The sequence below is a fragment of the Nonomuraea sp. NPDC050451 genome, from assembly GCF_044458585.1.
On sequence record NZ_JBITHZ010000071.1, the window covers coordinates 17,197 to 28,045 of the forward strand.

At 68.6% G+C, this 10,849-nt stretch carries 14 protein-coding genes and 1 pseudogene; 10 read left to right on the forward strand and 5 right to left on the reverse strand.

Translation table 11 applies throughout. The annotated features are described in order from the left end of the window. The first annotated feature begins 3 nt into the window (after positions 1-3). The gene (locus ACIBI9_RS66020) at positions 4-882 is read left to right on the forward strand and encodes a haloalkane dehalogenase (RefSeq protein ID WP_397239010.1); all 879 of its coding nucleotides are present in this window, start codon (positions 4-6) and stop codon (positions 880-882) included. Between the two features lie 126 nt (positions 883-1,008). On the opposite strand, the gene ACIBI9_RS66025 is transcribed toward ACIBI9_RS66020, so the two are convergent. Together ACIBI9_RS66025 and ACIBI9_RS66030 are read right to left on the reverse strand one after the other, a co-directional pair. Continuing rightward, entirely contained in the window at positions 1,009-1,287 is a 279-nt protein-coding gene (locus ACIBI9_RS66025) for an FAD-dependent oxidoreductase (protein ID WP_397239012.1), read from the reverse strand. A gap of 1 nt (position 1,288) precedes the next feature. Then, complete coding sequence (locus ACIBI9_RS66030) at positions 1,289-1,849, reverse strand: hypothetical protein (RefSeq protein ID WP_397239014.1); 561 nt, start codon at positions 1,847-1,849, stop codon at positions 1,289-1,291. A 313-nt stretch (positions 1,850-2,162) separates the two neighbouring features. Here ACIBI9_RS66030 and ACIBI9_RS66035 point away from each other — a divergent pair, with 313 nt between their 5' ends. From ACIBI9_RS66035 to ACIBI9_RS66060, 6 genes and pseudogenes are all read left to right on the forward strand, one after another. Continuing rightward, entirely contained in the window at positions 2,163-2,771 is a 609-nt protein-coding gene (locus ACIBI9_RS66035; RefSeq protein WP_397239016.1) for a TetR/AcrR family transcriptional regulator, read from the forward strand. A 240-nt stretch (positions 2,772-3,011) separates the two neighbouring features. After that, positions 3,012-3,617: an RNA polymerase sigma factor gene (locus ACIBI9_RS66040; protein WP_397239036.1), complete on the forward strand. Its 606-nt coding sequence runs from the start codon at positions 3,012-3,014 to the stop codon at positions 3,615-3,617. Beyond that, positions 3,610-4,284: a hypothetical protein gene (locus ACIBI9_RS66045; RefSeq protein ID WP_397239018.1), complete on the forward strand. Its 675-nt coding sequence runs from the start codon at positions 3,610-3,612 to the stop codon at positions 4,282-4,284. Before ACIBI9_RS66040 ends, ACIBI9_RS66045 begins: the two co-directional genes overlap by 8 nt. 131 nt (positions 4,285-4,415) lie before the next feature. Beyond that, positions 4,416-4,712 carry a hypothetical protein gene (locus ACIBI9_RS66050; RefSeq protein ID WP_397239020.1) on the forward strand — a complete coding sequence of 99 codons (297 nt, stop codon included), beginning with the start codon at positions 4,416-4,418 and terminating at the stop codon, positions 4,710-4,712. A gap of 394 nt (positions 4,713-5,106) precedes the next feature. Continuing rightward, positions 5,107-5,163: pseudogene (locus ACIBI9_RS66055) on the forward strand (hypothetical protein); the annotation flags it as partial. A gap of 130 nt (positions 5,164-5,293) precedes the next feature. Continuing rightward, positions 5,294-5,557: a hypothetical protein gene (locus ACIBI9_RS66060; protein WP_397239022.1), complete on the forward strand. Its 264-nt coding sequence runs from the start codon at positions 5,294-5,296 to the stop codon at positions 5,555-5,557. 131 nt (positions 5,558-5,688) lie between these two features. Here ACIBI9_RS66060 and ACIBI9_RS66065 read toward each other — a convergent pair whose 3' ends face one another. Continuing rightward, the gene (locus ACIBI9_RS66065) at positions 5,689-6,279 is read right to left on the reverse strand and encodes a cyanamide hydratase (RefSeq protein ID WP_397239024.1); all 591 of its coding nucleotides are present in this window, start codon (positions 6,277-6,279) and stop codon (positions 5,689-5,691) included. Positions 6,280-7,101: 822 nt separating this feature from the next. Here ACIBI9_RS66065 and ACIBI9_RS66070 point away from each other — a divergent pair. Both ACIBI9_RS66070 and ACIBI9_RS66075 read left to right on the forward strand, forming a co-directional pair. After that, on the forward strand, positions 7,102-7,746 hold the full coding sequence (locus tag ACIBI9_RS66070; protein ID WP_397239026.1) for a dihydrofolate reductase family protein: 645 nt from the start codon (positions 7,102-7,104) through the stop codon (positions 7,744-7,746). A 508-nt stretch (positions 7,747-8,254) separates the two neighbouring features. Next, positions 8,255-8,920, forward strand: coding sequence for a DUF4097 family beta strand repeat-containing protein (locus tag ACIBI9_RS66075; protein ID WP_397239028.1), 666 nt, complete (start codon positions 8,255-8,257; stop codon positions 8,918-8,920). A gap of 358 nt (positions 8,921-9,278) precedes the next feature. On the opposite strand, the gene ACIBI9_RS66080 is transcribed toward ACIBI9_RS66075, so the two are convergent. Together ACIBI9_RS66080 and ACIBI9_RS66085 are read right to left on the reverse strand one after the other, a co-directional pair. Then, on the reverse strand, positions 9,279-9,767 hold the full coding sequence (locus tag ACIBI9_RS66080) for a hypothetical protein (protein WP_397239030.1): 489 nt from the start codon (positions 9,765-9,767) through the stop codon (positions 9,279-9,281). 90 nt (positions 9,768-9,857) lie between these two features. Beyond that, positions 9,858-10,037: a transposase gene (locus ACIBI9_RS66085; RefSeq protein WP_397239032.1), complete on the reverse strand. Its 180-nt coding sequence runs from the start codon at positions 10,035-10,037 to the stop codon at positions 9,858-9,860. 45 nt (positions 10,038-10,082) lie between these two features. Here ACIBI9_RS66085 and ACIBI9_RS66090 point away from each other — a divergent pair, with 45 nt between their 5' ends. Further along, the gene (locus ACIBI9_RS66090) at positions 10,083-10,658 is read left to right on the forward strand and encodes a hypothetical protein (protein WP_397239034.1); all 576 of its coding nucleotides are present in this window, start codon (positions 10,083-10,085) and stop codon (positions 10,656-10,658) included. Positions 10,659-10,849 lie beyond the last annotated feature (191 nt).

Consider the following 10,849-nt stretch of genomic DNA (forward strand, 5'->3'; position numbering starts at 1 on the left):
GACATGCCCTTCCAGAACGTACTCGACTCCACCATGCACTACCGGGAGCTCGGCGCCGGCGCGCCGATCGTCTTCCTGCACGGCAACCCCACCTCCTCCTACCTGTGGCGCAACGTCATGCCCGCCCTCGGGCACGGCCGTCTCCTGGCCCCCGACCTGATCGGCATGGGCGAGTCGGGCAAACCCGCCATCGACTACACCTTCGCCGACCACGCCCGCTACCTGGACGCCTGGTTCGACGCCCTCGACCTCGACGACGTGGTGCTCGTCGGCCACGACTGGGGCGGCGCGCTGGCCTTCGACTGGGCCTCCCGCCACCCGGACCGGGTCCGCGGAATCGCCTTCACCGAGGCCATCGTCAAACCGATGAGCTGGGACGAGCTCCCCGAGGACGGTCGCGACCTGTTCCGGGCGATCAAGACCGAGGGCGTGGGCGAGTCCATGATCCTCGACGACGACGCCTTCCTCAGGCAGGGCCTCCCCACCACTGTCACCACCCCGCTCACCGAGGAGGACATGGCCGCGTACACGCAGCCGTACCCGACCAGGGAGAGCCGCCTGCCGCAGCTGCGCTGGGCGCGCTCGTTGCCGCTGGGCGGGGAGCCGGCCGATGTCGTGGCCAGGATCGAGGCGTTCGACCGGTGGCTGGCGACCAGTGTCGAGGTGCCGAAGCTGATGATCGGCTTCCGTCCCGGCGTCGGCACGATGTGGACGGCGGAGACCGTCGCCTGGTGCGCGAAGAACGTGGCCGCACTGGAGATCGTGGAGCACGAGGAGGTCGCCGGGCATCACACGCCGGAGGACCAGCCCCTGGTCATCGCGGCCGCCGTCGAGAGCTGGCTGGCCAAACTGTCGGGCCGGCTCTGGCGCTCGACAACCTGACCACGCGCCACGCGGAGCTGGGCGACTTCCTCGAGGCGCTCCCCGTCGCGGTGGAACTCTCCACCCGTCCGGCGGCCACCCATACCGAGGCGCATCTCGACGGGCTCGCCCGGGCGCTGCACAACCTCAGCAGCGCGCCGCTTCCGGTCGCGATGACCACGCATGCCGGGCCGTCAACGTGACCGGGACGCCGTCGTCGCCGGTCACCGCCTCGCGCGCTCGCTGTACCTGGCGCGCCGCCCGCAACGCCTTGGTCGGCATGCAGGCCCAGTAGGAGCATTCCTTACCGACGAGTTCGCGCTCGACGATGGCGGCGCTGAGCCTGCCCTGCACCACCCGGTCGGCGACGTTCTCCCCGACCGGGCCGGCCCCGATGACGACGACGTCGTAAGTGTTGCTGCCCATGTCAGTTTCCCTTCGCGGCGCGGCCGAGACGGAAGGCCGAGATGAGGAAGAAGATGCCGCCGGGGATGGCGTAGCCGGCCGCGTTGGTCAGCGTCGGGCCAGCCGCGGAGGCGCCGACGATGAAGGAGGCACCGGCGAGTACGGAGATGCCGCCGCTGATGATCATCGGCCACTGGCCGCCCATCTTGCGGCGGGTGACGCCTACGATCAGCTGGACCAGCCCGGCCACGACCGCCCAGGCGCCCCACACGCGCAGCACAGCCGGGATACCGGACGCGCAGGCGATGGCCACGCCGATGGCGGTGATCAGGCTGACCGCGATGTTGACGTACAGCAGGGCAGGTGATCCGGTGGTGCGCGACGCGCGGGCGTCGATGATGGCGGCGGCCACGTCGAACAGCGGGTAGAGCACGAGCAGGGTGACCGCGAGCGGACCCAGGGTCGAGGCGGTCGTGAACATCGCGAGGGCCCAGACGATGGCGAACGCGAACCGGACGAAGTACAGCCGCCGCAGCGCGGACGCGGTCGCGGAGATACCGGGCGAAGCACCAATAGTGCTCATGATGATCCTTTCGGTGGATGAGCGATGTGGAGAGGGGTTCAGCGCGGCCCGTGGTCGGCCTTTTCGATCAGGTGGGCGACCAGCGATGGCCTGGTCCTTACCAGGACGGGATGGTCTGCCAGGCCGCCGCCTCGCTCGTGCCGGCGGATGGCGCTGTGTGACGTCCCTGGTCGCGGCAGCCACTGGCGTACGTGAATACGACGAGCCGCTGCTGGACCTCCCGGAGGTAGACCGAACGTTCTGTCGCGGCTCAGCATGGCAACGTGCGGCGCAGGCTGTCAAGACCGAACGTTCTATCCGCTAGGATGCCGGTATGCCCAGCCAATCCGAAGGCCGGCCGTCCGAAGCGCGGTCCCGGCTGCTCAACACGGCCACCCGGCTCTTCTACGCGGAGGGCATCCACGCCGTCGGCATCGATCGCATCGTCGCCGAAGCGCAGGTGACGCGGGCCACCCTCTACCGGCACTTCCCGGGCAAGGAGGACCTTGTCCTCGCCTACCTGAACGAGGTCGACCGAGCCATGCGGGGTCAGGCGGACGAGGCCGTCGCCGCCGGACTACCGGCCGCCGACACCATCGGGGCCCTCAGCAAGTCCATCGCCCAAGGCATCCAGTCCCCCGGCTTCCGGGGATGTGCCTTCCTCAACGCTGCCGCCGAATATCCCGACCCCGAGTCCCCGGTGCACAAGGCCGTGCTCGCCCACCGCCAATGGTTCCTGGAAACCGTGACGGAGCTGCTGGCCAAGATCCAGGAGACCGGAGCCGAGCCCGCCGCCCGCCACTTCGTGATGATGCGCGACGGCGCCATGGCCGCCGGCTGCCTGTTCGACCCGGCGCTGATCTGCGAGACCTTCCTGCGCGGAGTCGAGAGGCTCCTGCAGGTTTATGCCGCCACCGACTACAGCGGACCGGCGGGCGCCTGAAACGCTCCTCGCATTCGGCTTGAAAAGCCAGTGCTTCGGCCCGGCTCGCCCGCGGCGCCCTGGGGCCTGGCCATGGCCAACCACATCCGCACCTGCGAGGTATGCGGCGCCAACGATCCGGACATCGTGGCCGACGCCTACGCCGAGAACCTTCCGCCTGAGGAAATGGTGAAGCCATCCCGCTGATGACGGGCCCGCGAACCGGATCCCGTCCAGTGGCAAACAGTTGATGTGACCATGATGGATCGATCAACCTCACGGGACAGCGGGACAGCGAGAAGTGACACGTCGCTGATCGACCGATCGCTTCTCGAACCAGAGGCCTTCGCTCTCGTTTTCGACCGTTACGGCGGCCACGTACACCGCTACCTGGCCCGCCGCGTGGGACCGACCGACGCTGACGACCTGATGTCCGAGACCTTCCTCGCGGCGTTCAGACAGCGTGATCGGTTCGACGCGAGCAGAAGCACCACCGGCGCGCTGCCATGGCTCCTAGGCATCGCGACCAATCTGCTGCGCATGCACCAACGGTCCGAGACCAGGCGATGGGCCGCGCTGGCACGCATCGGCGCGGACCCCTCAGCGCCGTCGCCAACCGATCAGGTGGCCGCGCGGGTCGACGCGGAGAGCGCCTTCCGGCTGATGGCCGGAGTACTCGAGGGGCTGGCGGACGGCGATCGCGACGCACTGTTGCTCTTCGCCTGGGCCGGACTGGCCTATGAGGAGATCGCCGTCGCCCTGCACGTTCCCGTCGGGACGGTCCGATCGCGTATCCACCGGGCCCGGCTCCGGCTGCGCACTGCCCTCTCCATCACCAACGACGAACGGAGCGACCACCATGGATGAGATCAGCCTGCTGAACGGCATGGAGGCGGACGTACCGCCCGTGTCCGCGCACGCTCACGCACAGACAAGGGCCGCATTGCTGGCTGAGGCAACGGCCGAACGCGCTGCCGACAGCGGGAGCAAGGCCGGAACAGCCCCACGGTCCGCGCCGTCGCCGGCGTCTCCACTCGCCGGCTGGATCAAATCCCTTTCCGGTCGAAGGCTGAGGATCGGCCTTGTCGCCGCCGGGCTCGCCCTGTCCGCCGCGATCGTCGTCCCGTTGGCGACCGGCTCCGAGAACCCCGCGCACGCGGCCTACCTCCTGTCCAAGAACGCCAACGGCACGATCACGATCACGATCAACCAGTTCACGGAGGCGGAGAAGCTGGAGGAGGACCTGCGGCAACTGGGGGTTGCCGCTGTCGTGGACTACGTGCCGGAGGGCAAGCACTGCCAGGAACCGCGCGCCCGGTATCTGGGCGACTCGGTCAGCCGTGTCGTCCAAGCGGGCACGGACCCGGACGGGAAGACGACCTTCACGCTGCACCCCGAGTCGATCGAGCCCGGCCAGACCCTGGTCGCCACGGCGACGTTCAACGATCCCACCGATTCCAGTTCAGGCTCGGCGATCGGCTTCGAACTGGCGGAAGGGCAGGTCGCGCCCTGCGCACAGATCGCCAGTAACTAGAGGGGGCACTGGCAGGGGCCAATGATCGAGTGACCTGTATTCCTTCCTGATGGCCTGAGAGGTGTCAGTGTCCGTGCCGCGACGCGCCCGGCGAGTCTGGTGGCAGTGTCTTCGAGTTTGGACGGTACGTGATGACGGAACTGACGGCGTACGAGGCCGGCTGGCGCAAGGTCTGCGGCGACCTGGACAACCATCCCCGGATCAAGATCCTCCACGCCTGGCAGGGTGAGCTCGACACGGGTTTCACCGATGTCGCCGCCTCGTGGGCGGCTCTTGTGGTCGAGCAGGAGGTCAAAGCGCCTGCCGCGCTGGAGCAGTGTGCTCTGCGCTTTCGGGAGCTGGGGCGCCAGTGGAAGGGGGAAGGACCATATGTCAACGGTGAGTTCTCCCTCACCCACATCGCGCGGGCGGGAGGAGGAGTGGATTGAGTCGTGGGAAGGGAAGGAGCTTTTCCAGTCATCGCAGCTGCGCACTATCGATGACCACCCCACGACGCGTACGGGTCACTATGCCGCCCTGCGGGTCCGCCGGGCGGAGATCGTGGACCAGGCCCGCGCCATCGGCGCAGCGCCTGCGGCCGACGACCGGCCCGCCACCGTGATGCGCGCCCCCTGCAGGACCGGCCGGCCGACCTCATGACCAAGCACGCCGGACCGCCTGCCCTAGCGTAAAACGATCATGAACGGCGTTCGGTCGTGTACACAAAGGACTTCCCCGGGCAGTCCAGCGGGAGCCCCAGGCGGAGCATGAGTTCCCGTCCGGCCCACGCCGGGTTGTGTACACAATGCGGATCACGAAGAAGATCGGACCCGGGACGCCCGCGCCCGCCTGGCCGAACTCATCGAAGCGGCCGACGGCGGCGAGCCGGTCACGCTCACCCGACGCGGCCCGCGCCGCAACGGGGCCGTGCCGCTGCCGGTCGAGGCCGCCGCGGTGTGGTGCAGCGCCACCTTGCCGAGCAGGAAGCCGAACGCGAGCAGCGCGCACAGGAGAAGGCCTGGGCGAGCGGTTGCCGGCGACCAAGCGGGTGCAGGTCCGCCCCGGCTGCAAGTCCTCCTTCCTGCAGGTCGCCTACACCGGACCCGTGGTCAACGCCCTGGTCCACACCGCCGACCCGGCAAGCGGCGTGCAAGACGTCGTCGTTGACACCGACGTCGGCCAGCTCGATGCGGTGGCGTGGGTGCCGTGCGCCTCCTGCTGGGAGCCCCTCAACGACGGCCCCCGCCGACACGGCTCTCCCGCATACCGCGCGGCCGTCGACAACGCCTCCTGAAGGGACGTGCCTTGGGAGGCGACAGATCCGTGCGCGGTCAAGGAAGATGCGCGTGGACCTCCCCTCTGTACGCGCAGGCGCGCGCGAGGCCGTGCACAGAAACCCCCTCGCATCCCCCACGTCGGACTGGGTCAGGAGAGTGAAGGGCCTTCGAGGGGGTTGGCGGCCATTCGCCTGGCGAGGTCGTTGTGGACCGAGACGGCGGCGGCGCTGTCCGGCTTGCGCCTCGCCTGGTCCTCGAAGGACGCCAGGAAATCCCTGCCAAATCCCAACCGGGGATAGCGGGCAAGCATCTCTGCCCGTGCGTCCGCCGAGAATTGCTCGGCATGCCGCCCGACGACCTCCCAGCTTGAGGCGACCTGCAGCAGGTGTGCCTCAGGGTCGGTGGCCGCGGACACATCGTCGCGCATGTGCCGCACGATGATCTTCTCAGCCCTGGCAGCTCGCTCCGTCGGCCAGCCGGCCACCGTACCGAAGACCCAGGCCAACTGGCCTCCCGCCTCCTCGAACGGCACTGCCTGGCTGTCGAACGCCTCCGTCAGTGCGATGTCGTGGAGCAACGCCGAGACGTAGTACAACTCATCGTCGTAGGCGATGCGGTGCGCTGCGCCGTACATCGCTCCCCAAAGGTAGGACCGGACGCAGTGGTTGAGCAGCGCGGGTGAGTAGAAACGCCTGGCCACCGACAGCGCCGCCGCGGCAGCGGGAGTCTCCGGAAACATGAGCTCAGTCTCCCCCTACACCCCGGCCTCGACCTCCGGTCCTGGGCGCGTGTCGTGAGGGGTCCCGGTAGTAATGGCTGTGAATCCAACGATGTTGCTCCCGACCTGCAAAGGCGCCTCGGGGAACACGGTCACCGCCCGGCCAGCCAAGCCTCCATCCATGAAGGTAAGACTCATATCTGTTGGATTTTCCGCGATTGCTGCGGAGACCCCCAGAAGTACCCAGCGACCCGCAACTCCACCATCGCGGCGGCCGCCGCCGGCGCGATCACGAGGTCGGGGGGCCGCCGCTGTGGAATTCACGATATCGGTCAGCGATCGTTGACGAGCTGCGCGCCCGGACGTGCCGGTCACGGGCAAGAATGGTGAAGCCGACCTTAGCGACAGGCCGAATAACGGCTCAGCGCCACTAACCCTGGTCGAGCCTCTTTTGCCGGAGTGTGAGCTCCTTCATGTACTTCTTCACGGCGTCCCCGGCGAACCCATGCGGTGCGGCTCATACCGTTCCCGGGTTATCAGCCTGAGCAGATCCCAGCCGCCGGCGAACAAACCCATGGCAGTGGAGGCCGGGCGAAGCGGATCAGTCCGAGCTCTCCGCGGTGGTCGACGAAAACCACTGCCCCGATCGGGCGTACTTGTGCGGCACCCCCCAAGCGGGACTCGCGTCACTCGGCGCCCACCGCCCAGGAGCTCCCCACGGAGTCGACGCCGGTGCCGCATTCTTGCGGCACTGGACCGCAAGAATCTCCCCACTGTTCCGACTATCTCCCGAAGGGGGCGCCTGGCCTGGGCGTTCCGTCAGAAGTCTCCTAAGGAGGATGCATGTCGCAGCTGTTGAGGGTGCACTGCTTCAACGTGTCGCGGGACGGGTTCGGCGCCGGTGAGGGGCAGAGCCTGGACCGGCCCTTCGGCCACGCGGACCCCACCCCGTTTTGGTCCTGGGCGGGCGCCACCGCCAGCTGGGTGAACCGCACCGACCCCGGTGGCACTCGCGGCCTGGACGACCTCATGACCCGCGATCACACTCGCAACATAGGGGCGGAGATCATGGGGCGTAACAAGTTCGGTCCCCAGCGTGGCCCCTGGGAGAACCATGAGTGGCAGGGATGGTGGGGCGACAACCCGCCGTTCCATACACCGGTCTTCGTGCTCACCCACCACGAACGCCCGTCCTTCGCCCTGGCCGACACCACCTTCCATTTCCTCAACGCGACACCGGCCGAGGTGCTGGCACGTGCGAAGGAGGCCGCCGACGGCCGGGACGTGCGCCTCGGCGGCGGAGTCGCCACCGTCCGCGAATTCATCGAGGCCGACCTGGTCGACACGATGCACATCGCCGTCGCGCCCGTCGACCTCGGTCGAGGCGAACGATTGTGGGAAAGCCACACCGACCTGCTCGACCGCTTCCACCTCGAGACAGTGCCGAGCCCCAGCGGTGTCACTCACCTGCTGTTCTGGAGACGCTGACTGCTGACCCCGGACGATCGCACGCATATGCCGCGATGAGCGCGTACCTGCCCGTCGACCCCCGCACGGGCAGGTCATCAGTCCCGCTGGGCCATCCTGCCCGTGCAGGGCGAGCTCCCGGTCAGGCGGCTGTGTCGACGTTGGTGAAGTCGGCGTCCTTCAAAAGGGATCGAACGGGCGGGTGGGCGGCGCAGGTCGTCGGTGGCGTAGGAGCCGAAGCGACGCCTCAACCGAGACCGCCCAGCTCTACACGCTTCTCGCGGACGGTGTCGCCGACGCCGAGCTCCGAGCCGCCCGACGCCGCCGCTGACCCGCCCCAACCCCGAGGTCAATCCCAGCACCAGCGAACTATCCGCAGATTCCTCATCCCTGCGGAAGACCCCGGGCCGGGCCCGGCTGGCTACTCTCCGCCGTATGTCAGTGGCGGCGTCAGGACGGCGACAGCCCGGTATCAGAGCGGTTGGCGATCGTAGGGGCATCGAAAGAAACGCCGCACAAGGAGCACACCATGCAGAAGTTCGACACCCCCGCCGCGATCTCCGCCGTCCTTGACATCCCCGCGGGACGCGTCCAGTTCATCGCCGCCGACCAGGCCGACACCACGGTCGAGGTGCGGCCCACGAACGCCTCCAAGAGCCGCGACGTGAAGGCGGCCGAGCAGACCACGGTCGAATACGCCGACGGTGTCCTGCGGATCGAGACCGCCACGGCGAAGAACCAGTACCTCGGCCCGTCCGGATCCATCGACGTGACGGTCAACCTGCCCACCGGTTCCCGCATCGAGGCCAAGACGGCCAGCGCCGAACTCCGGACCGCCGGCCGCCTCGGCGACGTCTCCTTCGAAGGCGCGTACCGCCAGATCAAGCTGGAGGAGACCGCGAGCCTGCGCCTCACCGCGACCGACGGCGACGTCGAGGTCGGCCGGCTGGGCGGCCCCGCGCAGATCAGCACCGCACGGGGCGACATCCGCATCGCCGAGGCCACCGGCGGCAAGGTCGTGCTCCGCACCCAGTCCGGCGACATCTCGATCGCCGCCGCCGCCGGCGTCTCGGCCGCCCTGGACGCCGGCACCAGCCACGGCCGCATCACCAACGCCCTCAAGAACGACGGCACCACCGAACTCGACATCCACGCCACCACCTCCAGCGGCGACATCACCGCCCGCAGCCTGTGACCCGCAGCCTCCGAAAGAGAGGCAGACCAAGCCCGGTGACGACGAACGGCCCCGGTCCATCCATGTGGACCGGGGCCGTTCCGGTCCCTCCACTCAGGTTCGTGCGACTGGACGACTTCCCGGCACGGGCTCGGCATGTCGGTCTGGGCCAGACCGACATGCCGAGCAGGTTCGCCCGCGCGGACATGTCCCGGAATTGCGCAATGCGCCTTTCTACAGGCCCGCGTCCTGGAGTAGTCCCCCGAACGTGTTGCCAGTCCCGGCCTGCGTTGATCAGACCGCGCTCGCTGCGGCGGCTGGTGCGCGGCGCGTGGCGCCAAGAAAGGGACCCAACAGCACACCGGGCTTTCGAGGCTCATCAATAGCTGAACTTGAATTCCCAGGTGGGCACCCCGGAACCGCCGGACGCAGGGGCGCCGTCCGACATCATCTCAACGACCGCATCGATGGTGCCGTGCGAAAACTTCTTCGTCAGCCCCGGAATCAGGCCGAACGGATCGAGTTCCTCGAAGGGCTCATCAAATCGCCAGCCTTCCCGCTGCATCACCGCCAGCGCATCCCGCACGTGCTGGACACCCGCCACCGTTACGACCACGCTGGCGCTCGGTGAGGGAATCAAGTCAGGTTCCGGTTCGAACTGGCAGTTGTCCTCACGGTCGATGGCTGTGACCGAGTCCGCGGGGAACAACCGGGTCAGCAACGGGGTCACGTCCCGCTCCAGCACAGGATGCTGCTGCGCCACGCGTATCTTGCACATTGTCAGATTCACCGCCGCGTACCCGTAGGCCAGGGTGAAGAACAGCGCCACGACCGCTAAGACCGTGACCGCTGTTTTGATCATCCTCACCGGCCTCAGCATGCCACCCCCGCCCCGGCCTCGCCATCCAGTCAGGTCGAGTGGTGCAACTGCAGGCCCACCATGTCCCGCGTCGATCCCTTACAGCCTCAGTGGACTCGACAACGTCGCCAGGCGGACGCCGTGCAAGGCCACCGAGCGCAGGGAACGCAGGAACTCGGTCCAGAACGCCTGCTCGCCGACGATCAGGCCGAGGAACTCGCGATGATCGTCGGCGGTGACGGCGATGACGACCACCTGGGAGACGATCGGGCGCTCCACCGTGCTGCGATCGATACTTCGGTCCCGTGACGGGCTGAGCATGTCGTGAGACTGCTACGCAGTCTGCCCGGAGAACGGCGGCGGAACTATAGCCCGCTATCCGACCGCGTCGAGGAGGGCCCCGGGCCCGCCGTCGTCCAGGGTGGCCCGGCCCGCGAGGGCATCACCTGCGTCACACAGGACGACCACGAGGCCGCCCGCGCCGTCGCCGCCCACGGGGCTGCGCGACGGCCGCACGCCGTGGTCATCGCGTTCCCGCTCGACCTCGAGTCCCTGAGCGGCGCCGGCGCGGACCTGCCGCCACACGTGCCGTTTCCCGTCACCGCTGCCCGACTGGGCGGGTACCGCGCCGCCATCGAAGCCGCTGGCCTGAGCTGGGCGGACGTCCCGGTCGCCGTCGTGGCACGCAACACCCGCCAGGACGGCGCCGAGGCGGCCCGCCGGCTCGCCCCGCGCGCTCTCGTCATCGCCATGAGCGACGAACTCGCCCTGGGAGCCCGCCAGGCTCTCCACGACGCCCACCCGGACGCCGCCTACCTCGGCTGGGACGCCTCCCCGGACGGCCGCGGCGCCGGCATCACGTCCGTCACGAACCCGCTGCGCGACCAGGGCCGCCGCTAGGCCCGGGCACGCCCTGCCACGCCGCCAGAGCGCCCGCTGTCAGGCTTGGCTGGCGCATGGCGTTCGCTCTCAGTGCCCGCCCTGTCATCGGCCGTCCTGTCAATCCCCTCAAAGCGTGGAGACGGTCCTATGCCACAGCGGCCCTCAGCAGGACCGTTGATGCTTGCCGCTTCTCGATCATCTGACGCTCG

Coding starts and splice junctions, on each gene's coding strand:
- ACIBI9_RS66050 (WP_397239020.1), top strand. CDS start 4,416: ATGACGGAACTGACGGCGTACGAGGCCGGCTGGCGCAAGGTCTGCGGC.
- ACIBI9_RS66065 (WP_397239024.1), bottom strand. CDS start 6,279: ATGTTTCCGGAGACTCCCGCTGCCGCGGCGGCGCTGTCGGTGGCCAGG.
- ACIBI9_RS66045 (WP_397239018.1), top strand. CDS start 3,610: ATGGATGAGATCAGCCTGCTGAACGGCATGGAGGCGGACGTACCGCCC.
- ACIBI9_RS66040 (WP_397239036.1), top strand. CDS start 3,012: ATGGATCGATCAACCTCACGGGACAGCGGGACAGCGAGAAGTGACACG.
- ACIBI9_RS66035 (WP_397239016.1), top strand. CDS start 2,163: ATGCCCAGCCAATCCGAAGGCCGGCCGTCCGAAGCGCGGTCCCGGCTG.
- ACIBI9_RS66070 (WP_397239026.1), top strand. CDS start 7,102: ATGTCGCAGCTGTTGAGGGTGCACTGCTTCAACGTGTCGCGGGACGGG.
- ACIBI9_RS66030 (WP_397239014.1), bottom strand. CDS start 1,849: ATGAGCACTATTGGTGCTTCGCCCGGTATCTCCGCGACCGCGTCCGCG.
- ACIBI9_RS66075 (WP_397239028.1), top strand. CDS start 8,255: ATGCAGAAGTTCGACACCCCCGCCGCGATCTCCGCCGTCCTTGACATC.
- ACIBI9_RS66025 (WP_397239012.1), bottom strand. CDS start 1,287: ATGGGCAGCAACACTTACGACGTCGTCGTCATCGGGGCCGGCCCGGTC.
- ACIBI9_RS66020 (WP_397239010.1), top strand. CDS start 4: ATGCCCTTCCAGAACGTACTCGACTCCACCATGCACTACCGGGAGCTC.